The organism is Micromonospora desertarenae, from assembly GCF_056150265.1.
In genome coordinates, this window is record NZ_JAXCFQ010000010.1 from 63,111 (window position 1) to 87,604 (window position 24,494).

At 72.8% G+C, this 24,494-nt stretch carries 21 protein-coding genes and 2 pseudogenes; 20 read left to right on the top strand and 3 right to left on the bottom strand.

The annotated features are described in order from the left end of the window. The first annotated feature begins 221 nt into the window (after positions 1-221). The 7 genes from SM577_RS20830 (at position 222) to SM577_RS20860 (ending at position 7,238) form a co-directional block, all read left to right on the top strand. Positions 222-1,118 (top strand): hypothetical protein, encoded by an 897-nt coding sequence (locus SM577_RS20830; protein ID WP_474587770.1) that lies wholly within the window; start codon positions 222-224, stop codon positions 1,116-1,118. Between the two features lie 156 nt (positions 1,119-1,274). Next, positions 1,275-2,312: an aminotransferase class V-fold PLP-dependent enzyme gene (locus SM577_RS20835; RefSeq protein WP_302921094.1), complete on the top strand. Its 1,038-nt coding sequence runs from the start codon at positions 1,275-1,277 to the stop codon at positions 2,310-2,312. A gap of 284 nt (positions 2,313-2,596) precedes the next feature. Then, entirely contained in the window at positions 2,597-3,358 is a 762-nt protein-coding gene (locus SM577_RS20840) for an ABC transporter ATP-binding protein (RefSeq protein ID WP_302921095.1), read from the top strand. After that, a complete protein-coding gene (locus tag SM577_RS20845; protein ID WP_302921096.1) occupies positions 3,345-4,037 on the top strand; it encodes an ABC transporter ATP-binding protein in 693 nt (230 codons plus the stop codon). Before SM577_RS20840 ends, SM577_RS20845 begins: the two co-directional genes overlap by 14 nt. 45 nt (positions 4,038-4,082) lie before the next feature. Next, complete coding sequence (locus tag SM577_RS20850; RefSeq protein ID WP_302921097.1) at positions 4,083-5,336, top strand: ABC transporter substrate-binding protein; 1,254 nt, start codon at positions 4,083-4,085, stop codon at positions 5,334-5,336. Positions 5,337-5,343: 7 nt separating this feature from the next. Then, positions 5,344-6,225, top strand: coding sequence for a branched-chain amino acid ABC transporter permease (locus SM577_RS20855; RefSeq protein ID WP_302921099.1), 882 nt, complete (start codon positions 5,344-5,346; stop codon positions 6,223-6,225). Further along, the gene (locus tag SM577_RS20860) at positions 6,222-7,238 is read left to right on the top strand and encodes a branched-chain amino acid ABC transporter permease (protein WP_302921100.1); all 1,017 of its coding nucleotides are present in this window, start codon (positions 6,222-6,224) and stop codon (positions 7,236-7,238) included. Before SM577_RS20855 ends, SM577_RS20860 begins: the two co-directional genes overlap by 4 nt. Before the next feature lie 73 nt (positions 7,239-7,311). On the opposite strand, the gene SM577_RS20865 is transcribed toward SM577_RS20860, so the two are convergent. Then, positions 7,312-7,902 (bottom strand): hypothetical protein, encoded by a 591-nt coding sequence (locus SM577_RS20865; RefSeq protein WP_302921101.1) that lies wholly within the window; start codon positions 7,900-7,902, stop codon positions 7,312-7,314. A 537-nt stretch (positions 7,903-8,439) separates the two neighbouring features. Here SM577_RS20865 and SM577_RS20870 point away from each other — a divergent pair. Together SM577_RS20870 and SM577_RS20875 are read left to right on the top strand one after the other, a co-directional pair. Further along, positions 8,440-10,005 carry an MFS transporter gene (locus SM577_RS20870; protein WP_474587771.1) on the top strand — a complete coding sequence of 522 codons (1,566 nt, stop codon included), beginning with the start codon at positions 8,440-8,442 and terminating at the stop codon, positions 10,003-10,005. Between the two features lie 11 nt (positions 10,006-10,016). Continuing rightward, positions 10,017-10,625: a TetR/AcrR family transcriptional regulator gene (locus SM577_RS20875; RefSeq protein ID WP_474582273.1), complete on the top strand. Its 609-nt coding sequence runs from the start codon at positions 10,017-10,019 to the stop codon at positions 10,623-10,625. 80 nt (positions 10,626-10,705) lie between these two features. Here the strand turns inward: SM577_RS20875 and SM577_RS20880 are convergent, their stop codons facing one another. Further along, positions 10,706-12,625 carry a helix-turn-helix domain-containing protein gene (locus SM577_RS20880; RefSeq protein ID WP_302921104.1) on the bottom strand — a complete coding sequence of 640 codons (1,920 nt, stop codon included), beginning with the start codon at positions 12,623-12,625 and terminating at the stop codon, positions 10,706-10,708. Positions 12,626-12,639: 14 nt separating this feature from the next. Further along, positions 12,640-13,422 (bottom strand): 3-hydroxybutyrate dehydrogenase, encoded by a 783-nt coding sequence (locus SM577_RS20885; RefSeq protein ID WP_474582272.1) that lies wholly within the window; start codon positions 13,420-13,422, stop codon positions 12,640-12,642. A gap of 214 nt (positions 13,423-13,636) precedes the next feature. Between SM577_RS20885 and SM577_RS20890 the strand changes: the two genes are divergently transcribed. The 11 genes and pseudogenes from SM577_RS20890 (at position 13,637) to SM577_RS20940 (ending at position 24,448) form a co-directional block, all read left to right on the top strand. Continuing rightward, positions 13,637-13,915 carry a DUF1905 domain-containing protein gene (locus SM577_RS20890; RefSeq protein WP_302921106.1) on the top strand — a complete coding sequence of 93 codons (279 nt, stop codon included), beginning with the start codon at positions 13,637-13,639 and terminating at the stop codon, positions 13,913-13,915. A 157-nt stretch (positions 13,916-14,072) separates the two neighbouring features. After that, positions 14,073-14,600: a crossover junction endodeoxyribonuclease RuvC gene (gene ruvC / locus SM577_RS20895; protein ID WP_302921107.1), complete on the top strand. Its 528-nt coding sequence runs from the start codon at positions 14,073-14,075 to the stop codon at positions 14,598-14,600. Next, complete coding sequence (gene ruvA, locus SM577_RS20900; protein ID WP_474587772.1) at positions 14,597-15,199, top strand: Holliday junction branch migration protein RuvA; 603 nt, start codon at positions 14,597-14,599, stop codon at positions 15,197-15,199. The genes ruvC and ruvA overlap by 4 nt, the downstream gene beginning before the upstream one ends. Continuing rightward, positions 15,196-15,540: pseudogene (locus tag SM577_RS20905) on the top strand (Holliday junction branch migration DNA helicase RuvB); the annotation flags it as partial. The gene ruvA and the pseudogene SM577_RS20905, both read left to right, overlap by 4 nt. Then, positions 15,520-16,218, top strand: a pseudogene (locus SM577_RS20910) (LAGLIDADG family homing endonuclease); the annotation flags it as partial. The pseudogenes SM577_RS20905 and SM577_RS20910, both read left to right, overlap by 21 nt. Positions 16,219-16,323: 105 nt before the next feature. After that, positions 16,324-17,274: a Holliday junction branch migration DNA helicase RuvB gene (gene ruvB, locus SM577_RS20915; RefSeq protein ID WP_474587842.1), complete on the top strand. Its 951-nt coding sequence runs from the start codon at positions 16,324-16,326 to the stop codon at positions 17,272-17,274. Between the two features lie 193 nt (positions 17,275-17,467). Continuing rightward, positions 17,468-17,755, top strand: coding sequence for a preprotein translocase subunit YajC (gene yajC, locus SM577_RS20920; protein ID WP_199235657.1), 288 nt, complete (start codon positions 17,468-17,470; stop codon positions 17,753-17,755). Positions 17,756-18,012: 257 nt separating this feature from the next. After that, complete coding sequence (secD, locus tag SM577_RS20925; protein WP_474582271.1) at positions 18,013-19,911, top strand: protein translocase subunit SecD; 1,899 nt, start codon at positions 18,013-18,015, stop codon at positions 19,909-19,911. Position 19,912: 1 nt separating this feature from the next. Further along, the gene (gene secF, locus SM577_RS20930) at positions 19,913-21,100 is read left to right on the top strand and encodes a protein translocase subunit SecF (protein WP_474587773.1); all 1,188 of its coding nucleotides are present in this window, start codon (positions 19,913-19,915) and stop codon (positions 21,098-21,100) included. Positions 21,101-21,202: 102 nt separating this feature from the next. After that, positions 21,203-21,769, top strand: a complete 567-nt coding sequence (locus tag SM577_RS20935) for an adenine phosphoribosyltransferase (protein ID WP_302921111.1) — start codon at positions 21,203-21,205, stop codon at positions 21,767-21,769. Positions 21,770-21,964: 195 nt separating this feature from the next. Further along, positions 21,965-24,448: a RelA/SpoT family protein gene (locus SM577_RS20940; RefSeq protein ID WP_474582316.1), complete on the top strand. Its 2,484-nt coding sequence runs from the start codon at positions 21,965-21,967 to the stop codon at positions 24,446-24,448. The last annotated feature ends 46 nt before the right edge of the window (positions 24,449-24,494 follow it).

Genomic DNA, 24,494 nt, shown 5'->3' on the forward strand with positions numbered 1-24,494 from the left:
TCCTGTTGCCCTGTCCGCCGCCCGAGATCGCACTACATCCCTGAAGTAGTGGCCTCCGGTCCCGGGGAAGCCACCACCTCCTGGTTCGAGCGCGGTCCTGGCCGCTTCTCGGCCGCTGCCCCCGTTGATGGGGCAGCTCGAAAGGGCCCGGGGCAGGCTTCGGGCGGCGGCGGGCGGCGGGCCGGCGCGTGGGGCCGGCCGGGATCGGGCAAGATCGGGAGGTGCTCTCGACCGATCTGGTGCGGGTCCGGGACCTGGTGCCCGACTTCCTGGCCTGCCTGCGCGCCTGCGACGGCGTACCGGCCGAGCGGTGGCCGGCGCTCTGGCGTTTCCGCTACCTCGACCGGCACCCCGGGGTCTTCGCCGCGCTCGACGAGGCGGGGGAGTGGTCGCGCCCCGACGACCTCGGCGACGTCCTGGTCCGGCTCCGCGACGAGGGCGCCGACCTCGCCGCCCGGTCCGCGGCGGTACGCGCGCTGCTGCCCGACGGCATCCGGGCCGTCGCCGGGGCGCTGGACTGGACGGCCGACGGCGACCCGGTCGACTGCGTGGTGCTGGTCGGGCTGCACCGGGCCAACGGCTGGGCGGACCGGCTCGACGGCCGGTTCGCCCTCTTCCTCGCCGTCGAGCAGCTCGGCCCGCCGGGTGACGACCGGCTGCTGGTGCTGCACGAGGCGGCGCACGTGCTGCACGACCGGCTCGCCGCGATCCGCGACTGGCCGCCGCACGGGGTGGCGAACGCGCTGTTCACCGAAGGGCTGGCCACCCAGGTCTCGGCCGAGACGGCGCCCGGCCGCACCGACGAGGAGTACCTCTGGTTCGGCCGTCCCGGCTTCCGGACCTGGCTGGACACCTGCCGGCGCCGCTGGCCGGAGATCCTCGACCGGATCGGCGCCGACCTGGACGCCACCGACGTCGAGCACCACGCGCCGTACTTCCTGATGCGGGACTCGCCGCTCGCCGGCGACCTGCCGAAGCGCTGCGGTTACCTGGTCGGGCTGGCGGTGCTGCGCCGGCTGCGCGCCGAGCACCGGCTGGCCGACCTCGCCCGCTGGCCGCTGGACCGGGTGGTCGACGAGGTGCGCCGCACCCTGCGCGCCCTCCGCGCCGCCGCCTGACCGCCGCCCAGCCCCGTCCCGCCGGAACCCGGGCGCCGGCACGGCGGTCCGTCCGGTGGGCGCCGCCGGTGGCGGCCACGCCGGCCGGTCGACCCGGGGCCGCGAGCCGCGGATTGGCCGTGCCGCCGGGCGGCGGTGGTGGCTAGCGTCGACGGGGTGGAGATCGAGCAGGCGCAGAAGTTGTGGCAGCCGCAGCCGGGATGGCTGAACACCGCCAGCTACGGGTTGCCGCCCGAGCCGGCCTGGGCGGCGGTGCAGGAGGCACTGGCCGACTGGCGGGTGGGGCGTACCTCGTGGGAGGGCTGGGGCGAGGCGACCGAGCGGTCCCGGGCCGCCTTCGCCAACCTGGTCGGGGTGCCGGTCGCGGACGTCGCGATCGGCAGCGTGGTGTCGCAGCTGCTGGCGCCGGTCGCGGCGGCGCTGCCGGCCGGCGCGACAGTGGTGGTGCCCGAGGTCGAGTTCACCTCCAACCTCTTCCCCTGGCTGGTGCAGGCCGAGCGCGGGGTGCGGGTGCGCACCGTGCCGCTGGGCGGGCTGGTCGACGCCATCGACGCGGGCACCGACCTGGTCGCGTTCAGCCTGGTGCAGTCCGCCGACGGCACGGTGGCCCGGTACGACGAGATCGTGGCCGCGGCCCGGGCGCACGGCGCGCTGGTGGCGGTGGACGCCACCCAGGCCTGCGGCTGGCTGCCGTTCGACGCGGCCCGCGCCGACGCGGTGGTGGTCGGCGCGTACAAGTGGCTGATGGCGCCGCGCGGCACCGCCTTCGCCTACCTGGCCCCGGGCCTGCGCGACCGGCTGCGCCCGGACGCCGCCGGCTGGTACGCGGGCGAGGACCCGCACGCCTCCTACTACGGGCCGCCGCTGCGGCTGGCCGCCGACGCCCGCCGGTTCGACATCTCCCCGGCCTGGTTCAGCTGGGTCGGCACCGCGCCCGCCCTCGACCTGCTCACCGAGATCGGGGTGCCCGCCGTGTACGCGCACAACGTGGCGCTGGCCAACCGGTTCCTCGCCGGGCTCGGCCGCCCGGCGGGGGAGAGCGCCATCGTCACCGTCGAGGTGCCCGGCGCGCGGGAGCGGCTGGAGCGGGCCGGGGTGCGGGCCGCCGTGCGGGCCGGCCGGGTCCGCGCCTCGTTCCACCTCTACTCCACCACGGACGACGTCGACCTGGCGCTGGACGCGCTGACCGGCTGACGGGCTGACGGGCTGACGGGCTGGCGGGAACGCTCCCGCGGCGCTCGCCGTGGGTACGCCACATGCCGTAGCGCCGCCGGCCGAGCTGCTGATCGCCCTCGATGGCACGGGGTCCGGGTCGGGGTGGCCCGAGGTGGTGCACGCACCCGGTTCGACGCCGGGGAATATGTGGGTCATCGACATGGCTCGACTCACACACCCCGCCGTAGGTTTCCTGAACGCGACGGCCATGTGACCACGGTCACCGACCGGGCCCGTCGCGCCAGACCTGCGGAGGTTGTGCGATGGCCGGGCAAGCGCTCCTGTCGGCTCGCGGGCTGACCCGCGACTTCCGGGGCTTCCGGGCGGTCGACGGCGTCGACCTGGACGTGGCGCCGGACAGCGTGCACGCGCTGGTCGGCCCGAACGGCGCCGGCAAGACGACCCTGTTCAACCTGCTCACCGGCTTCCTGAAGCCGAGCGGCGGGCGGATCGAGCTGGCCGGGCGGGACGTGACCGGGCTGCCCCCGGAGCGGGTGGCCCGCCTCGGCGTGGCCCGCTCGTTCCAGATCACCAGCCTCTTCCCGCAGCTCAGCGCCCGGGAGCACGTCGAGCTGGCGTTGCAGAGCCCGAGCGGGCTCGGCTGGCGGTTCTGGCGCTCGTCGGCGCTGATGCGGCGGTACACCGACCGGGCCACCGAACTGCTCGCCATGGTGGGGCTGGCCGAGCTGGCCGAGGCGCCCGCCGAGGCGCTCGCGTACGGCCGCAAGCGGGCCCTGGAGCTGGCCATCGCGCTCGCCCTGGACCCGAAGGTGCTGCTGCTCGACGAGCCCACCGCGGGCATGGGCCTGGAGGACGTCGACCGCACCGTGGACCTGATCGCCCGGGTCCGGCAGGGCCGGACGGTGGTGATGGTCGAGCACAACATGAGCGTCGTCGGCCGGCTGGCCGACACGGTGACCGTCCTGCAGGCCGGCAAGGTCCTCGTCGAGGGCCCGTACGAAGAGGTCCGCGCCGACGAGCGCGTGATCACCGCCTACCTGGGAGCCGCCGATGCTGCGCATTGAGAACCTGTCCGCCTGGTACGGCGAGGCGCAGGTGTTGCGGGAGGTCAGCCTGGAGGTCCAGGCCGGCGAGGTGGTCACCCTGGTCGGCCGCAACGGCGCCGGCAAGTCCACCCTGCTGCGTTGCGTGATGGGGCTGCACGCCGGCCAGCGCGGCACGGTGGAGCTGGACGGCCGGGACGTCGGCCGGCTGCCGGCGCACCGGCGGGCCCGGCTCGGGCTCGGCTGGGTCCCCGACGACCGGGGCAGCTACGCCACGCTCACCGTTACCGAGAACCTCACCCTGCCGCCCACCGTGGGCCCCGACCCGTGGTCGCTGGAGCGGGTGTACGAGGCGTTCCCGGCGCTCTACGAGCGGCGGGACTCGGCCGCCACCATGCTCTCCGGCGGTGAGCAGCAGATGCTCGCGCTGGCCCGGGTGCTGCGGATGGGCGCCCGGCTGCTGCTCTGCGACGAACCGACCGAGGGGCTCTCGCCGCTGCTCGTGCAGCAGGTCGGCGACCTCCTGCGGGAGGCCAAGCGGCACGGGGTGACCGTGCTGCTGGTGGAACAGAACCTGCACTTCGCCACCGGTGTCGCCGACCGGCACTACCTGCTGGCCGAGGGGCGGATCGCGGAGGCGATGGACAACTCCGAGGTGCGGTCGCGGGAGCGCGAGCTCCTGTCGTACCTCGGCATCTGATGTCGACAACGGACACCGCGCCCGGCGCGGACGAAAGGATCGGGCATGCGTAGGACGGTGGGTGTGGCCGCCGCTTCGGCGGCGGCGGTGATGCTGGTCGCCGGCTGCGGCGGCGGTGGACCCCAGTCGGGCGGCGACGAGAAGCTGACCGGGGGCAAGATCGTGCTGGGCGTGCTCAACGACCAGTCCGGCGCGTACTCGGAGTTGTCCGGCAAGAACTCGGTCACCGCCGTGGAGATGGCGGTGGCCGACTTCAAGGCCAAGCACGGCGACGACGCGGTGACCAAGGACATCACCGTGGAGACCGCTGACCACCAGAACAAGCCGGACGTCGCCAACAGCAAGGCCCAGGAGATGTACGACCGCAAGGGCGTCGACCTGATCCTGGACGTGCCCACCTCGTCGGCCGCGCTGAAGGTGGCCGACGTGGCCAAGGAGAAGAAGAAGCTCTACTTCAACATCGGCGCGGCGACCACCGACCTGACCGGCAAGAGCTGCAACAAGTACACGTTCCACTACGCGTACGACACCTACATGCTGGCCAACGGCACCGGTAAGACGACCACCGAGCAGGTGGGCAAGAACTGGTACATCCTCTACCCGAACTACGCCTTCGGCCAGGACATGGAGAAGAGCTTCTCGGCCGCCATCACCGCCGCCGGCGGCAAGGTGGTCGGCAAGGACGGCGCGCCGTTCCCGAACACCAGCGGCGACTTCTCCACGTTCCTGCTCAAGGCGCCGACGCTCAACCCGAAGCCCGAGGTGCTCGGCACCATGCAGGCCGGCGCGGAACTGGTCAACGTGGTCAAGCAGTACAACGAGTTCAAGCTGCGGGACAAGGGCGTCGGCCTGGCGGTCGGCCTGATGTTCATCACCGACATCCACTCGCTCACCCCGGCGGCGCTCGCCGGCACCACCTACACCGACGCCTGGTACTGGAACTTCGACCAGCAGAACCGCGAGTTCGCCGACCGGTTCCAGTCCGAGACCGGCACCCGGCCGTCCTTCGCGCACGCGGCCAACTACTCCGCCGCGATGCAGTACCTGGAGGCCGTGCAGGCCGCCGGCACCGACGACGCCGACACGGTGGTCAAGGGGCTGGAGGGCAAGGAGGTCAACGACGTCTTCCTGCGCAACGGCAAGATCCGCGCCGAGGACCACCGGGTCATCCACGACGCGTACCTGGCCCAGGTGAAGCCGCAGTCCGAGGTCTCCGAGCCGTGGGACTACGTCAAGGTGCTCAAGACCATCCCCGCCGCCGAGGCCTTCGCCGCCCCGTCGTCGGCGTGCAAGATGTGACGGGCCGATGACCGGCTTCCTGCAGAACACGTTCAACGGGTTGGTGAGCGGGGCGTTCTACGCCCTGCTCGCCCTCGGGCTCGCGGTCATCTTCGGCATGCTGCGAGTGGTCAACTTCGCCCACGGGGCGTTCTACATGCTCGGCGCCTTCGGCGCGTACGTGCTGCTCAGCGAGGCGGGCGTACCGTTCTGGGCGGCGTTGGCGATCATGCCGGTGGGTCTCGGCCTGCTCGGCATGGCGCTGGAGCGGGCGTTCATCCACCGGCTCACCCGGCTCGACCCGCTCTACAACTTCCTGCTCACCTTCGGGTTGACGCTGATCCTGCAGGACCTGGTCAAGCTCCGGTACGGCGTGCAGTCCAGCCCGTACGCCACCCCGTCGGCGCTGAGCGGCTCGGTGGACTTCGGGATCTTCGACTTCCCCACCTACCGGGTGTTCATCCTCGGCTTCGCGGTGGCCGTCTGCGTCGGCGTCTGGTGGGTGCTCACCCGCACCCGGATCGGCATGGTGGTCCGGGCCTCGACCGAGCGGCCCGAGCTGACCCGGGCGTTCGGCATCAACGTCGGCCGCTGGGTCACCCCGGTCTTCGGCTTCGGCATCGGCCTGGCCGGGCTGGCCGGCGTGCTCGCCGCGCCGATGCGGGCGGTGAACCCGCTGATGGGCGCCGACCTGATCATCGTGGTCTTCGCCGTGGTGGTGATCGGCGGGCTGGGCTCGATCTTCGGCTCGGTCGCCGCGGGCTTCGGCATCGGGCTGGTGCAGGCGTGGGGCGAGGCGTACCTGTCGCAGTTCCCGATCGTGTCGCAGACGATCGTCTTCATCGTGATGGCCGTGGTACTGCTCTGGCGCCCGGCCGGGCTGTTCGGCCGTGAGGAGGCACCGGCATGACGAGCACCGTGGACACCCCGGCCGACGCGGCCCGCCCGGCCGCGCCGTCCGGGCTGCTCACCGTCGCCCGCGCGCCCCGCTGGCTCCGGTACGCGCTGCTGGCCGCCGGGCTGCTGGTGGCGTTCTGGCTGCCCAACGGGCTCTACCCGGCGGTGGCGGTGGACATCCTCTGCTGGGCGCTGTTCGCGGTCGCGGTGGACCTGCTGCTCGGCTTCACCGGGCTGATGTCCTTCGGGCACGCCGCGTTCTGGGGCACCTCCGCGTACGTCACCGGCCTGGTGGCGATCCACGTCGGGCTGCCCTTCCCGGCCGCGGTGCTCGCCGGCGCCCTCACCGCGGCGCTGCTCGCGGTGCCGATCGGCTACCTGGCGGTGAAGCGGACCGGCATCTACTTCGCCATGGTCACGCTGGCCTTCGCGCAGATGGTCTACTACGTGGCCAACGAGTGGCGGTCGGTGACCCAGGGCGAGAACGGCCTGCAGGGCGTGCCCCGCGAGCTGTTCGGGCTGGACCTGAGCGACGACTACTACTTCTACTACGCCATCCTGCCGATCGTGCTGCTCGGCCTGCTCGCCGCCTGGCGGATCGTGCACTCGCCGTTCGGCCGGGTGCTGGTCGGCATCCGCGACAACCCGGCCCGGGCCCGCGCGCTCGGGTATCCGGTGCACCGCTACAAGCTGACCGCGTTCGTGCTCTCCGGCTTCATCGCCGGGCTCGGCGGCGGGCTGTTCGCGGTGGGGCACCGGTTCGTCTCGCTCGAGGTGCTGCACTGGACCACCTCCGGCAAGGCGGTCATCGTGGTGGTGCTCGGCGGGATCGGCACGCTCTGGGGCGGGGTGCTGGGCGCGGCCATCGTGGTGCGCCTGGAGGACTGGCTGTCGTTCTCCGGGTTCGAGACGATCGGCCTGGTCACCGGCGGCATCTTCGTCCTCGTCGTGCTGCTGTTCCGGCGCGGCATCTGGGGCAGCGTCGCCGCCCTGGCCCACCGCTGGTGGGCGTCGCGCCGGCGCTGACCGGCTCCGACAACGCCGCTGGCCGGCACCCGGAACGGGTGCCGGCCAGCGGTCGGTCCTTCATGTTCGGTTGTCAGCTGTTCCAGTGCTCGGCGACCAGGTCGGCGGCCTGCTGCTCCCACTGTGCGTAGTGGAACGGGTAGGCCGACACCTGCACCGTCTGGGCGGCCTCGGTCAGCGGCATGTCCTGCCACCCGTCGACCTGCTTGAGGCCCTTGAGGAACGCCATGGTCGAGTACTCGGGGTCGGTGATCTGCTCGACCGTGCCCCAACCCGAGCTCGGGCGCTGCTGGAACAGGCCCTGCGAGTCGTGGTCGTTGCGCTCACCCAGGTGACCCAGGTTCTCCAGCTTCGACTCCTGCAACGCGGTGGCGATGGCCACCACGGCGGCCCGCTCGTCCATGCCGGACTTCTTCGTCGCGGCGATGATCGCCTTCACGTTGTCGACCTGCTCGTCGTTCAGGTCGATGCGCGACTGCTCACCCTGCACACCGTGCGGGATCAGCTTGGCCATGTCCGGCTTGCCCGCCTCGACCATCGCGACAGCGGCCGGACCGGTCGTGGCGGGGGTGGTGTCGGCGTGGTTCAGCGGGCCGGCGGCGAGGCCACCGGCGACGGCGAGACCAGCGATACCGAGAACGCTCTTACGCATGATCGTGTTCATCACGAAGCTCCATTCGGGGGTTGACGCCCGTACCGAGGGGGATCGGACAGGCGCAAGCACCATCAGGCGCTCAGAGAATCGGGGAGAGAACCGGCGCGTGCCGCTGGCGGGGGATGCCTCGGGGCGCCGGGACCATGTGTAACGACCGCCGGCCCGGCATCATTCCGGGGCCGGGGACCCGCATCCGGCGTGGCGCGCGGACCCTTGCTGCGATCGTCGGGGGATGTAACGACCGGCGGGCCACCGTCATTCCGGGGCGGGTCACGCCTGGCGTGCCCGTGCTCGGCCGTACGCATGGTGTAACGCCCCGCGACCGGCCGCGATTCCGCGCGGGGGATGCACCCGATCACACCGCCGAACCGGACGATCGCGCCCGAACCTCGCAGCCCTATCGGGACCGGCCGCCCGATGGTGACGGCGGACACATAAGATACGGAACGGTTCCGTATCGTTAGCGGAGCGCCTACGCTGACCCCAGTTACGAGTCTGACCCGTATCGTAATTTCGGCACGGGCAACCGGGGGGAGAACGCCACCGATGCCACCGCACGAGAACACCGGACACCCGAGGAGGTGGGCGATCCTCGGGGTGCTGGTGATCAGCCTCCTCGTCGTCGTCCTGGACAACACCATCCTCAACGTCGCCCTCCGCACCCTCGCCGACCCGGTGCACGGCCTCGGCGCCAGCCAGGGCGAGCTGGAGTGGGCGATCAACTCCTACACGCTGGTCTTCGCCGGCCTGCTCTTCACCTTCGGCGTGCTCGGCGACCGGGCCGGCCGCAAGCGTTTCCTGCTCATCGGGCTGGTGCTGTTCGGCCTGTCGTCGCTGCTGTCCGCGTACGCCCAGAGCCCGGCGCAGCTGATCGCGGCCCGCGCGCTGATGGGCGTCGGCGGCGCGGCGATCATGCCGGTGACGCTCTCGATCATCTCCAACGTCTTCGACCCCCGGGAGCGGGGACGGGCGATCGGTGTCTGGGCCGGCGCGGTCGGCCTGGCCGTGGCGATCGGCCCGGTGCTCGGCGGCGCGCTGCTGGAGCACTACTGGTGGGGCTCGGTCTTCCTGATCAACGTGCCGGTGGTGGCGCTCGGCGTGGTCCTGGTCGCGCTGCTGGTGCCCGAGTCCCGGGACCCGAAGCCCGGCCGGGTGGACGTGCTCGGCGTGCTGCTCTCGGTGGTCGGCCTGGTCGCGCTCTCGTACGGGATCATCGACGGCGGCGAGCACGGGTTCGGCCGGCCGGTGGTCTGGGCCTCGATCGCCGGTGGCCTGGCGGTGCTGGCCTGGTTCGTGGCGCACGAGCGTCGCAGCGACCACCCGTCGCTGGACGTCCGGCTGTTCCGGGTGCCGCGCTTCGCCGCGCCGGTGGCCCTGGTCGGGCTGGTCTTCTTCGCCGCGATGGGCGTGATGTTCTTCAGCTCGTTCTACCTGCAACTGGTCCGCGGCTACAGCCCGCTGGAGACCGGCCTGCTCTTCCTGCCGTTCGCCGCCGCCCAGCTCTTCTTCGCCCCGCGCAGCGCGGCGATGGTGCACCGGTACGGCGGCAAGGCGGTCGCCGGCGTCGGCCTGACGCTCACCGCGGTGGCGCTCGGCGCCTTCGCGTTCATCGACGCCACCACCCCGATCTGGGTGGTGCTGGTCTTCTTCTTCCTCCAGGGCGTCGGGATGGCCAACATCATGCCGCCGGCCACCGAGTCGATCATGTCGGCGCTGCCCCGGGAGAAGGCCGGGGTCGGCTCGGCGGTCAGCAACACCATCCGGCAGGTGGCCGGCGCGCTCGGCGTGGCGGTGCTCGGTTCGGTGCTCTCCGCGGTCTACCGCGGCGACGTCGAGCCGGCCCTGCGGGACCTGCCGGCCGGGGCGCAGCAGGCGGCCGGCGAGTCGATCTCCGGGGCGTACGCCGCTGCGGGCCAGCTCGGCCCGGCGGCGCCGCAGCTGATCGCGGTGGCCAACGACGCCTTCGTGACCGCGATGCACTGGGCAGCGGTGCTCGCCGCGGTGGCGGCCGCCGCCGGCCTGCTGGTGGTGGCCCGGTGGATGCCCGGCCGTTCGGCGGCCCCGGCCGCGCCGGCGCCCGCCGGGGAGCCCGAGTTGGCCGGGACCGCCTAGGGTCGGCGACAATGTCCGACATGACTTCCGCAGCCGACGCTCCGCGGTCGCCCGGGCGACCGCGGAGCGTCCGCGCGGACGAGGCGATCGTCGAGGCCACCCTGGACCTGCTCGCCGAGGGCAACTCGGTGGAGACGATCTCGATCGAGGCGATCGCGGCCCGGGCCGGCGTCGGCAAGGCCACCATCTACCGCCGCTGGCCGGGCAAGGACGCCCTGCTGACCGACGCGCTGCGCCGGCTCAAGGGCAACCCGCCGGCGCCGGCCGGCCGGTCGGTCCGCGACGACCTGGTGGTGCTGGTGAGCGCGGTCGGGCACCACATCGACCCGCGGGCGGCGCGGATCATGCCCTGCCTGGTCCCGCGGGTGAACCGCAGCCCGGACGAGTACCAGCTCTACCAGAGCATCATCGAGCCGCGCCGGGCGCTGATGCGCGAGGTGCTGCGCCGGGGGATCCGCACCGGCGAGCTCCGCCCCGACCTCGACATCGAGGTCACCATGGCGATGCTGACCGGCCCGATGCTGATCCAGCGGGTGCTGCGCTGGCACCCCGACCTCGACGACGCCGGCCTGCCGGAGCGGGTCGTCGACGGCGTGCTGGAGGGCATCCGCGCTCGCTGACGGCACCGCCCACCGGCGGCGTCACCCCCCGCCGCGGGGGTCCGCCGGCCGGTGGCCACCGCCCGCCGGCGGCGCCACCGTCAGCCGGCGGGGGTCCGCAGGCGGTGCAGGCGCAGCGCGAGCTGCACCTCCAGGGCCCGCTCGGGCTTCTGCCAGTCCGCGCCGAGCAGCTGCCCGACCCGCTCCAGCCGCTGGGTGACCGTGTTGACGTGCACGTGCAGCAGCTCGGCGGCCCGGGCCAGGCTGCCGCCCACCCCGAAGTACGCCTCCAGCGTCCTGACCAGCGCGGTGCCGCGCCGCGCGTCGTAGTCGACCACCGGGCCGACGGTGGCCTCCAGGAACCGGGTGACGTCCTGGTCGCCCTGGCCGCCGACCGCGCCGAGCAGCAGCCCGACGAAGCCCAGCTCGGCGGTGCTCGCGCCCTGCCCGGCCCGGCCCAGCGCGCCGAGCGCGGTGAGGCAGCGGTCCGCCTCCCGGAAGGTGGTGGCCAGCGAGGCCGGCCCGGTGGACGGGCCGCTCGCCCCGGCGGTCACCGGCCGGCCGGTCACCCGGGACAGGTCCCGGGCCACCGCCCGGGCGCTGCCGCCGGCGTCCGTGCCGGGCAGCATCAGCACCACCCGCCCGTCCCGCGCCGCGGCCAGCCCGCCCCGGGTCGATGCGTACGTGGTGGCCCAGGAGAGCACCCGCTGCCGGGCCGAGCCGGTCGCCGCTATCGCGTCGTCACCGACCGCCACCAGCACGTGCGGCGCGTCCAGGTCCACCCCGAGCCGGCGGGCCCGGCTGCGCAGCGCGTCGGTGTCCCGCAGCGGCCGGGCGATCAGGTCGTCCAGCAGCTCGCCGCGGACCCGCCCCTCCGCCTCGGCGACCGTGCGCCGGAACAGCAGCAGCAGCGCGGTCACCAGCGCGGCCCGCTCCAGGATCCGCTGGTCGGCGTCGACCAGGTCGTCGTCCGGGCGGAGCACCAGCGCGCCCAGGTTCTCCGCGCCGGCCACCACCGCGGCGTACCAGAGCGAGCCGCGGCGCACGCTGCGCCCCTCGGTGCGCGACGCGGCGATCGCCTCCACCATGTCCGCCCGGTCCGGCTCCTCGATCTCGCCGACCCGGGCCAGCAGCCGGCCCTCGGCGTCCAGCGCCAGCAGCGCCCCGCCGAGCACCTCGGTCACCGCCGCCGCCACGTCCTCCACCCCGCCGCCGCGCAGCACCAGCGCGGTCATCCGGTCGTGCGCGGCGGCGGCCCGCTCCACCGAGCTGCTGTGCGCCCGGATGGTGGTGTTGGCCGCCGACAGCTCCTCCAGCGCCGACCGGGTCTCGGCGAGCAGCCGCGCGGTGTCGATCGCCACCGCGGCGTGCGCGGCCAGCGAGACCAGCAGCGCGACCTCCTCCCGGGCGAACGGGCGGGCCGAGCGGTTCGCGGCGTAGAGCACGCCGATCGAGGTCGAGCCGAGCCGCAGCGGCACCCCGAGGATGGCCACCAGGCCCTCCTCGCCCACCCCCGCGTCGATCTCCCCGGTGTGGTGGAAGCGGTCGTCCTCGGGATAGTTGGCGGTCACGTACGGGGCGCCGGACTGGGCCACCAGGCCGCCGAGCCCGGCGCCCATCGGCAGCCGCAGCCGCTGGAACCGGGCCGACACCGATCCGTCGGTCACCCGCATGTAGGTGTCGCCGCGCTCCTCGTCGTTGAGCGTCATGTAGGCGACGTCGGCGCCGAGCAGGTTGCGCGCCCGGTGCACGATGGCCCGCAGCACGTCGTCCAGGTCGCGCAGCCCGGCCAGGTCGCTGACCGTGTCGTACAGCCCGGACAGCTCGGTCTCCCGGCGGCGCCGCCGCTCCAGCAGCGCGCGGACCCGCAGCGCCACGGTCTTGGCCTGCTCCAGCTCGGCCAGCCGTTCGGCGGAGAGGCCGGCGGCGCGGGCGGCGACCAGCGGCCCCTCGAACTCCACCGCGGCCGCTTCCCGCGCGAGCAGCTCCAGGTACTCCACCGGCGACGACATGACCGACATTGTGCGGCTCGCCACTAGCTCGCCGTCCAGCCCCCGTCGAGCGCGATCGACGCGCCGGTGATGAACGCGGCCGGCGGCGAGCAGAGGTACGCCATCAGCTCCGCCACCTCCTCGGGTTCGATCAGGCGCTTGATCGCGGCCCGGGCCAGCATGATCTTCTCGATCACCTCGGACTCGGGGATGCCGTGGCTGGCCGCCTGGTCGGCGATCTGGCTCTCCACCAGGGGGGTGCGCACGTACGCCGGGTTGACGCAGTTGGCGGTCACGCCGTGCGCCGCGCCCTCCAGCGCGACCACCTTCGACAGCCCTTCCAGCGCGTGCTTGGCCGACACGTACGCCGCCTTGTACGGCGAGGCGCGCAGCCCGTGCACCGAGGAGATGTTGACGATCCGGCCCCAGCCCTGCGCGTACATGTGCGGCAGCGCCCGGCGGATGAGCAGGAACGGCGCCTCCACCATCACCCGGTGCAGGTACGCGAACCGGTCGGTGGGGAACTCCGCCACCGGGGCGACGTGCTGCAACCCGGCGTTGTTCACCACGATGTCCACGTCCGCGTCGAGCCGGTCCACCGCCTCGGCGTCGGCCAGGTCGATGCCCTCGGCCCGGCCGCCGGCCTCGGCCGCCACCGCCTTGGCCGCCTCGACGTTGCGATCCACCACCAGCACCGCCGCGCCGGCCGCCGCCAGGCGCAGGGCGCAGGCCCGTCCGATGCCACTGCCGCCCCCGGTCACCAGCGCGGTGCGACCGGCGAGGTCGACGTTCACGACGTGGGGGACCGCCACGGGTTCTGCCGTCATGGCGCAAGAAGTTACGAGCTGTGTGGCCGGGCGCACATGGGGTGGCGACACATACTCGACGGCCAAGTTGTGTGGGCCGCCGCGCCTCCTCGCTTCCGCGTCCCTGAGCTGCGGAGGCGGGCGGAATGTCGGGGGGCCGTGGCAGATTCACCGGCGGTGGGGTCGCGCCGCACCGGGGCGACCGACCGTGAGGGCCATCGGGGCGGAGGTGGGGATGACGGTGACGCCGACCTTCGAGGCGACCCTGGTCCGGTGGTCCGGCCCGGGTGGTTGGGTGTTCGCGCCCGTGCCCGAGGCCCACGCGCCGGACGCGGCCGGGCCGTTCGGCCGGGTGCCGGTGACCGCCACCGTGGACGGCCGCACCTGGTCGACCAGCGTCTGGCGGGACCGGAGGGCCGGCTGGCTCCTGGCGGTGCCGGCCCGGATCCGCGCCGGCAAGGACGACGGCGACCCGGTGACCGTCGCCATCGAGGTGGACCGGGCCCGGATGTGACCGCCGGCGACCGTGGAACCGGACGCCCGGCCCGCCCACGTCGCCGCCGGATTTCCGGTGGCGGGCCGCGTCCCGGCGTGTCCCGCGGGGCACCGGTTCCCGGGCCCCAGTAGGGTGTCGAACACACGTACTGCTGACGGCTGGGGGAGGAGGCGGCGTGCGGGTGCTGGGCGTCGACCCGGGGCTGACCCGGTGCGGGGTCGGCGTGGTCGAAGGGCTGCCCGGGCGCCAGTGCACCCTGGTCGCCTACTACGTCGTCTACACCGACCCGGCCGACGAGCTGCCGGTGCGCCTGCTGCACCTGGACCGCTCGCTGACCGACCTGGTCGCCGAGCACCGGCCGGACAGCGTCGCCGTGGAGCGGGTGTTCAGCCAGCACAACGTGCGCACCGTGATGGGCACCGCCCAGGCCAGCGGGATCGCCGTGCTGGCCGGGGCGCGCGCCGGGCTGCCGGTGCAGACGTACACCCCGAGCGAGGTGAAGGCCGCGGTGACCGGTTCCGGTCAGGCGGACAAGGCACAGATGACCGCCATGGTCACCCGGCTGCTGCGGCTGCCCGAGCCGCCCCGGCCGGCCGACGCCGCCGACGCCCTCGCCCTGGCCATCTGCCACGTGTGGCGCGGCGGTACCCGCTCCAAGCTGGCCGCCGCGGCCGACCGGGTACGACGAGGAGGAGCCAGATGATCGCCAGCGTGCGCGGCGTGGTGACCGCGACCGGTCCGGACCAGGCGGTGATCGAGGTCGGCGGGGTCGGGCTGGCGGTGCACTGCGCCCCGGCCACGATCGCCGACCTGCGGGTCGGCCAGCCGGCCCGGCTGGCCACCAGCCTGGTCGTCCGGGAGGATTCGCTCACCCTCTACGGCTTCGCCGACGACGACGCCAAGCAGCTCTTCGAGCTGTTGCAGACGGCCAGCGGGGTCGGCCCCCGGCTGGCCCAGGCGGTGCTCGCCGTGCACACCCCGGACGCGGTCCGCAAGGCCATCGCCAACGCCGACACCGCCGCGCTGACCCGGGTGCCCGGCATCGGCAAGAAGGGCGCCGAACGGCTGGTGCTGGAGCTGCGCGACCGGATCGGCCCGGTCCCGGTGGGCGCCGACGGCGCGGCCGGGGTGACCGGCGGGGCCTGGCCCGAGCAGGTCCGCCAGGCGCTGGTCGGGCTCGGCTGGACGGCCGCCCAGGCCGACCAGGCGGTGGCCGCGGTGGCGGAGACCGTGGAGGGGGACACCCCGCCCGTGCCGGTCCTGCTCAAGCAGGCCATCCGGCTGCTGGGCCGGACCCGATGACCGGTCCCGACGGCGGTCTGGTCTCGGCGTACGTCAACGACGCGGAACGGGACGCCGAGGCCAGCGTCCGGCCGAAGCGGCTCGAGGAGTTCATCGCCCAGCACCGGGTGCGCGACCAGCTCGACCTGCTGCTCAAGGGCGCGATGCGCCGCGGCAGCCCGCCCGACCACATCCTCCTGTCGGGGCCGCCCGGCCTGGGTAAACCGGTCTCGGTCGATGCCCTGGTACTGCTGGAGGACGGTACCCGTCGTCGGCTGGGCGACATCGTCGTGGGAGACCGGGTCATCACCCGTACGGGCGAGGGTGCAACGGTGACCGCGGTGCATGAACAGGGCGAACTGGATTCGGTTCGGATCCGGACGGCCAGCGGACGGGAGGTCGTTGCCGCACCGGACCACCCCTTCTGGACTCCGGACGGTTGGGTCAAGGCGGGTGACCTCACGGACCGCGACTCCGTCGCGAACGTCCTGTGTCCGGAGCTGATCTCCGACGGGACCGAGGATGCCGATGAGTTCCGGCTGGCGGGGTACCTCATCGGGGACGGTTGCACGACCAACCAGGTGACCTTCACCAGCGGCGACGAGGCGGTCCTGGCGGACTTCAGGGCGGTGTGCGACCGCCTCGGCCACCCCCACACCAGTAGGCCGAACAGTGCCCGTAGTGAGCTGGTTCGCGTGTCCGGACTCCGGCCATGGCTGGCGGAGCACGAACTGATCGACAAGAACGCATGGCAGAAGCGCGTACCGCAATTCGTCTACCGTGGCGACCGCTGGCAGGTGGGGGCCTTCCTCGCCGCGTATTTCGCCTGCGACGGCACCGTGAGCCGGCGCGGGCGCGACCGCTACGACCTGGTCGTCGAGTACTACAGCGTGTCCCGCGGGCTGCTTCAGGACGTTCAGCACCTGCTGCTCCGGCTGGGCGTCCAGTCCCGGCTCAAGCTCAAGCGCGGCCGCTACCAGGGCAGGCCGCACGAGTCCTGGCGGTTGAGCATCACGAGTCAAGACGATGTGGCCCGGTTCGTCGAGCGAGTGACGGTCATCGGCGAGCGCGGCGCGCGACTCGCCGAGTGGAGTCCGCGCCGTGACCGCTTCGAGGAGCGGTTGGCGGCCGACCGGGTGACCGCTGTGGAGCCCGCCGGTCTGCACGAGTGCCGGTGTCTGACGGTCGACGGGGACCACACCTTCACGGTGAACGACTTCGTCGTCCACAACACCACCCTGGCCAACATCGTCGCCGCCGAGCTGGGCTCGGGCATCCGGGTGACCAGCGGCCCGGCGATCGAGCGCTCCGGCGACCTGGCCGCCATCCTGACCAGTCTCGCCGAGGGCGACGTGCTCTTCATCGACGAGATCCACCGGATCGCCAAGCCGGCCGAGGAGCTGCTCTACAGCGCCATGGAGGACTTCCGGGTCGACGTGGTGGTCGGCAAGGGCCCGGGGGCCACCGCCATCCCGCTGGACGTCGAGCCGTTCACCCTGGTCGGCGCGACCACCCGGTCCGGCCTGCTGACCGGGCCGATGCGGGACCGGTTCGGCTTCGTGGCCCATCTGGACTTCTACTCCCCGGCCGACCTGGAGACGCTGCTGCACCGCTCGGCGCGGATCCTCGGCGTGCCGATCACCGACGACGGGGCCGCCGAGATCGCCGGCCGGTCCCGGGGCACCCCCCGGATCGCCAACCGGCTGCTGCGCCGGGTCCGCGACTTCGCCGAGGTCCGGGCCGACGGCGTGGTCACCCTGGAGACCGCCCGGGCGGCGCTGACCGTCTACGACGTCGACGCGCTCGGCCTGGACCGGCTGGACCGGGCGGTGCTGACCGCGCTGGTCGACTCGTTCCGGGGCGGCCCGGTGGGGCTCTCCACGCTGGCCGTGGCGGTGGGGGAGCAGCCGGACACGGTCGAGGAGGTCTGCGAGCCGTTCCTGGTGCGAGCCGGTCTGCTGGCCCGTACGCCCCGCGGGCGGGTGGCCACCGAGGCCGCCTGGCGGCATCTGGGGCGTACGCCACCGAATGGTACATTTGGCACCGATGCCCCTCCCGCGCCCGATCTGTTCTCCGTGCAGTCCGATCAGCCGTGATGCGAACGTGATCTGTGCCGCATTCGGCGTTCCCAGGTGCAGGGATTAGACTCGCCGCGGTCTGTACAGGACGTGAGAATCCGCCTCCGCTCCGGTGCCCCTCGTACCGAGCCGGAGGCCAATGGGAAGGTCTGTAACCGTGCTTTATGCAGCACAGGGCGGCGGAGGTGCCGGCGGTCTCACGCCGATCCTGATGATCGTCCTGCTCTTCGGTGTCATGTACTTCATGATGATCCGCCCCCAGCAGAAGCGCCGCCGCGAGGCGGAGGCCATGCAGCGGGCCCTCGCCCCGGGTGACGAGGTGGTCACCATCGGCGGGCTCTACGGCACGGTCACCGGGGTGGACGACGACACCGTCCTGCTGGAGGTCGCGCCCGGTGTGCAGACCCGGTACGCCCGCCCGGCGATCGCCCGGGTGGTCACCCAGGCGGAGCGCCCGGTCGAGGAGACCGTCGAGGACGCGGACGCCGTCAAGGAGTGATCCGTCCGCCCCGACCGGGGGGTGGGTTCGCCGCGCGCCGGCGGGTCACGCCGGGCGGGGCTGCGGACGTGACGTGAAAACTGGATAGTCGGGTCGACGCCGGGCGTCGGCACGTGACCGCGACCGGTCGACCTCGTCGGCCGCCGTGGTGGCGTGCCGGCCCGGTGCCGACCCCTCAGGCCCGTCGGCCGGAACCCCGGCCCGACACCCGCCGCCGCAGCCCGGCGGCGCGACCGTTACAGGGAGACAGGACAGCCGTGGCACCACCTCAGGGACAGATGCGCCCCGGACGGCAGCTGGCCGTGCTCGGGCTCATCTTCGTCGTCCTCTACCTACTGGTGTTCTTCTCGGGCGGCGCCAGCGGCGGCTTGAAGGACCGGCTCGAGCCCCGGCTCGGCCTGGACCTGGTCGGCGGCACCCGGCTGACGCTGGAGGCGACCAACACCGTCGACGGCCGGGCCCCGACGGCGGAGAACCTGGAGGAGGCCCGCCAGATCATCGAGAGCCGGGTCAACGCCTTCGGTGTGGCCGAGGCCGAGGTGGTCACCGAGGGCAACCGGAACATCGTGATCTCCCTGCCCGGTGAGAACCGGGACCTGACCGAGGTCGGCAGCGCCGCCGAGCTGCGCTTCCGCAAGCTGCTCAAGGCCGCCGACGGCAGTGGCGCGGCCGCCGCCCCGGCCGCCACCCCGGCGCCGTCGGGCAGCGCCAGCCCGGCGCCGTCCGGCAGCGCCACACCGACGCCGTCGGCCAGCGCGCCGAAGGCGACCACCTCCCCGAGCGCCGGTGGCCAGGGCGGCTCCGCCCCGGCGCCGAGCGCGACCCCGTCCGGGTCCGCCTCGCCGAGCGCGGCCGCGCCGTCGCCGAGCGCCAGCGCCGCCCCGGTGCCGCAGAGCGTCGAGGAGCAGCGCAAGGCAGTCGAGCAGAAGGTGGGCGCCGCCGCCTGGGCCGCCGCCAGCGGCCTGCAGGGCCCGGCCGACCTGAGCGCCGACCCGTCGCTGGCCGAGAAGCTCAAGCCGTTCGCCTCGCTCACCCCGCGCGAGGTAGCGGTGCTGCCGGCGACGATGCAGTTCAACGTGCCGCAGATCAGCTGCGCCCAGCTCGACGACCGGCCGCCGGCGTCGATCTCCGACCCGAACCAGCAGGTCGTGGCCTGCGAGGACGGCGCCGCGAAGTACCTGCTCGACGTGGCCAAGGTGCTCGGCACCGACGTCAGCGACGCCAACGCGGTACTCGACCAGACCAGCGCCTGGGTGGTCAGCCTCGACTTCACCGGCGACGGCCAGGAGAAGTGGACCAACCTCACCCGCGAGGCGTTCAACAACGAGGGCGGCGCCTGCGACGCGACCGCGCTGGGGCAGGACGGCAAGTGCCGGGTCGCCGTGGTGCTGGACAACGAGATCGTCTCCTCGCCCGAGATCCAGGGTGTGCTGACCGGCAACTCGCAGATCACCGGCAGCTTCAACCAGAAGGACGCCAGCGAGCTGGCCGGCCAGCTGCGCTACGGCGCGCTGCCGGTGACCTTCGAGGCGCAGGAGCAGCAGAACGTCACCGCCACCCTGGGCGCCAGCCACCTGCGGGCCGGCCTGCTCGCGGCGGGCATCGGCATGCTGCTGGTCATCATCTACTCGTTCTTCTACTACCGGCTGCTCGGCTCGGTGATCTTCCTGAGCCTGATCCTCTCGGCGCTGCTGGTCTTCGGCGCGCTGGTGGTGCTCGGCCGGCAGATCGGCTTCACCCTCACCCTCGCCGGCATCGCCGGCATGATCGTCTCGCTCGGTGTGGCGGCGGACTCGTTCGTCATCTACTTCGAGCGGCTCAAGGACGAGATCCGGGAGGGCCGCAGCCCGCGCAGCGCCGTGCCGCGTGCCTGGATCCGGGCCCGGCGGACGATCATCTCGGCCAACGCCATCACCCTCATGTCGGCCGTGGTGCTCTACATCGTCTCGGTCGGCACGGTGAAGGGCTTCGCGTTCGCTCTCGGTCTGGCCACCGTGCTGGATCTGGTCGTGGTCTTCCTGTTCCGCCACCCGATCATGACGATGTTCGCCCGGACGCGGGCGTTCCTGTCCCCGCGGGTCAGCGGACTGGGCCGGGCCCTGCCCGCCCGGACCCAGCAGGCCACGCCCCGCAACCCGCGTGCCAAGGAGGCCTGAGATGGCTGGAAGTGGTCTGGCGAGTCGCCTCTACCGGGGCGAGGCCGGTCTCAACATCATCGGCCGGCGGAAGCTGTGGTTCGCCGTCGCCGGCGCGCTGATCCTGATCGCGGTGCTCAGCGTCTCGCTGCGCGGCTTCAGCCTCGGCATCGAGTTCGCCGGCGGCAACTCGTTCCAGATCCCGGCCAGCGTGGGCACGCTGGAGCGGGCCGAGGAGCAGGTCGACGCGGCGCTCGCCGAGGTGGGCGACGGCGCCGAGGTGGTCACCGCGCAGAAGGTCGGCGGCACCGGCGGCGACTTCTACGAGATGCGCACCACCCAGCTCAGCGCCGAGCAGGCCAACGACGTCAAGGCGGAGATCGCCCGCGAGTTCGGCATCGACCCGGCGCAGATCAGCGGCAACCAGGTCAGTGAGGCGTGGGGCAGCCAGGTCACCGAGCGGGCCCTGCTCGGTCTGGTGATCTTCGTGGCGCTGGTGATGGTCTACCTGGTCCTGCGCTTCGAGTGGCGGATGGCGGTCGCCGCGGTCGCCTCGCTGGTGATGAACCTGATCCTGACCGCGGGCATCTACTCGCTGGTCGGCTTCGAGGTCACCCCGTCGACGATCATCGGCTTCCTGACGATTCTGGGCTTCGCGCTCTACGACGTGGTGGTGGTCTTCGACAAGGTCCAGGAGAACACAAGGGGCATCACGGCCAACAACAACCAGACGTACGGCGAGGCGGCCAACCTGGCCATCAACCAGAGCCTGATGCGGTCGCTGAACACCTCGGTGGTCGCCCTGCTGCCGGTCGGCGGCCTGCTCTTCATCGGTGCCGGCCTGCTCGGCGCGGGCACCCTGAAGGACCTCGGCCTGGTGCTCTTCGTCGGTATGGCGGTGGCCTTCCTGACCTCGATCCTGCTGGCCACCCCGCTGCTGGTGCTGCTGAAGAACTACGACCCGCGGATCCAGGCGCACACCAAGCGCGTCCTGGCCCGCCGGGGCGCCGTCGAGCGGGGCGAGATCACCCCGAAGGGCGCCCCGCGCACCGGCGCGGAGGCCGCTGTCGAGGTCGACCCGGAGGCGGCGGCGCTGGCCGGCGCCGCGCCCAAGGTGGGCGCCCGGCCGACCGGCAAGCGGGCCGGTGGCGCCCGGGGCGGGCGGCCGGCCGGTGGCGGCGGCAACCGGCCGGGCGGCAAGCGGCGCTGACCGCGCCCGGGGACACCCGGTAGCAGACGACCCGACGGCGTCCTTCATGCTGTGCGAGCAGCACGAAGGACGCCGTCGTCGTGGAAGGGACACAGAACTGCCGTGACGGAGACCCACAGCACCGGACTTCGCGGGGACAGCGGGTTGGACGCCGCACAACTGGTCGCCAGCCGGGTGCTCGACGTGCCCGACTTCCCCAAGCCCGGTGTCGTGTTCAAGGACCTGATGCCGCTGTTCGCCGACGGTGCGGCGTTCCGCGAGGTGGTGGACCGGATCATCGCGTACCACGGGCCGGACTCGTTCGACGCGGTGGTGGGCATGGAGGCGCGCGGGTTCGTGGTCGCCGCCGCCATCGCGTACGCGACCGGGGTCGGCGTGGTGCCGGTACGCAAGGCCGGCAAGCTGCCCCGGGCCGTGCACTCGGCCTCGTACGAGCTGGAGTACGGCGAGGCCACCCTGGAGGTGCACCAGGACGCCTTCACCGCGGGGCACCGGGTGCTGGTGGTCGACGACGTGCTCGCCACCGGCGGCACCGCCGCGGCCACCCTGGAACTGGTGGAGCGGGCCGGCGGCACGGTGGCCGGCTTCACCGTGCTGCTGGAACTCGGCTTCCTCGGTGGCCGGGAGCGACTGGCCCCGCGTCCGGTCCATGCCCTGCTGACCGTTTGAGCTGCCCGGCCGTCGGACGGATCCGGCGCGGTCCGTCCGGCGGAGCGGCGGGGTACCGTGCGTGCGGGTAGCATTGCCCTTTGCTGACCGGGCGGTGACCCGTCCGGGTGGCGCGAGACCAGGCCGGCCGGCGCACGGTCGGTGTTCTTCCGGCGAGCGGTGAGGAGGCCGGTGTCCCACGATGTCGTCCCTCCGGTGGAGGGCACGGTGCACCCGACAGGCGACGCGGACGGCTCGGCGACCGGCCGGAACGGTGACGCTTCGGCCCGGGTGACGGGCTCTGGCAACGGCTCCGGCCCGGCCGAGGGCGTACGCGCCGGCACGGCCCGGGCCGACGGGGCCCGGCCGGGGGCGGACGCGGTCGTGGTCCCCTTCCCGACCGACGCCGGCGAGCCCACGCCCAGTGCCGGGTTCGCCCTCTCCAACGCGCCCACCGGCCGCCGGGTACGCGCCCGGCTGGCCCGGTTCAACGCGCCCTGGCAGACCTCGCAGGTCAGCGAGGTGCTGGAGCCGCTGATCTCCACCCACCGGGAGAACCACCCGAAGGCCGACGCGCGGCTGCTCCAGCGCGCCTTCGACACGGCGGCCCGGTGGCACTCGGGGCAGTACCGCAAGTCGGGCGATCCCTACATCACCCACCCGCTCGCGGTGGCAACCATCCTGGCCAACCTCGGCATGGACACCACCACGCTGGTCGCCGCGCTGCTGCACGACACGATCGAGGACACCGAGTACACCCTCGACCAGATGCGCGCCGACTTCGGCGGCGAGGTCGCGCTGCTGGTCGACGGCGTCACCAAGCTCGACAAGGTCAAGCTGGGCGACGCGGCCAAGGCCGAGACGATCCGCAAGATGGTCGTCGCGATGGCCAAGGACCCGCGGGTGCTGGTGATCAAGCTGGCCGACCGGCTGCACAACATGCGCACCCTGACCTTCCTGCCCCGCCCCAAGCAGGAGCAGAAGGCCAAGGAGACGCTGGAGATCCTGGCCCCGCTGGCGCACCGGCTGGGTATGAACACGATCAAGTGGGAGCTGGAGGATCTCGCCTTCGGCACGCTCTTCCCGAAGCGCTACGAGGAGATCAACCGCCTGATCGGGGAGCACCAGCCGCAGCGCGAGGCGCTGCTGCGCCAGGTCACCCAGAAGGTGCAGACCGACCTCAAGGCCGCGAAGATCAAGGCGGAGACCACCGGCCGGCCGAAGCACCTCTACTCGATCTACCAGAAGATGATCGTGCGGGGTCGCGACTTCAACGACATCTACGACCTGGTCGGGGTGCGGATCCTGGTCGACACCGTGCGCGACTGCTACGCGGCGCTTGGCGTGATCCACGCCAACTGGCAGCCGGTGCCGGGCCGGTTCAAGGACTACATCGCGATGCCCAAGTTCAACATGTACCAGTCGTTGCACACGACGGTCATCGGGCCCACCGGCAAGCCGGTGGAGATGCAGATCCGCACCTACGCGATGCACCGCACCGCCGAGTTCGGCATCGCCGCGCACTGGAAGTACAAGGAGCACAAGGGCACCCAGATCGTCGGCCCGCCGGCGCACATCGACGAGATGACCTGGCTGCGCCAGCTGCTGGACTGGCAGCGGGAGGCGGCCGACCCGAGCGAGTTCCTCGACGCGCTCCGGTTCGATCTGTCCAGCCAGGAGGTGTACGTCTTCACCCCGAAGGGTGACGTCATCCCGCTGCCGACCGGGTCGACGCCGGTGGACTTCGCGTACGCGGTGCACACCGAGGTGGGGCACAAGTGCATCGGGGCGCGGGTCAACGGCAAGCTGGTGCCGCTGGAGTCGACGCTGTCCAACGGCGACGTGATCGAGATCTTCACCTCGAAGTCCGACACCGCCGGCCCGACCCAGGACTGGCTCGGTTTCGTCAAGAGCCCCCGGGCGCGGACGAAGATCCGCCAGTACTTCAACAAGGAGCGGCGCGAGGAGGCGATCGAGGCCGGTAAGGACGCGATCGTCAAGGCGATGCGCAAGCAGGGCATGCCGTTGCAGCGGATGCTCACCCCGGACGCGCTGATGGCGATCGCCCGGGACCTGCACCTGCCCGACGTCGCCTCCCTCTACGCCGCGGTCGGCGACAGCCAGGTCTCCGCCCAGTCGGTGGTGCAGAAGCTGATGGCCGCGTACGGCGGCGAGGAGGGCGCGGCGGAGGACATCGCCGAGACCGCCGTCGCCACCCGGCCGCCGCGCAGCCGGCAGAGCAGCAGCGACCCGGGCGTCGTGGTACGCGGGGTCAGCGACGTGTGGATCAAGCTGGCCCGCTGCTGCACCCCGGTCCCGCCGGACGCGGTCTTCGGGTTCGTCACCCGCTCGGGCGGGGTGAGCGTGCACCGCGACGACTGCGCCAACGCCGAGGACCTGCGGGCCCAGGGCGAGCGGGTGGTCGAGGTGAGCTGGAAGCTCACCAGCGCGTCGACGTTCCTGGTCGCCATCCAGGTGGAGGCGCTGGACCGGCACAAGCTGCTCGCCGACGTCACCCGGGTGCTCTCCGACGAGCGGGTCAACATCCTGTCCGCCACCGTCACCACCACCCGGGACCGGGTGGCGGTGAGCCGGTTCAGCTTCGAGATGGCCGACCCGAAGCACCTCGGGCACCTGCTGGCCGCGGTCCGCAAGGTCGACGGCGTCTTCGACGCCTACCGCGTAACCTCCGGCGCCTAACCCCACCCCCACCCCACCCCACCCACCCCCCGGGCCTCCCGAGCCC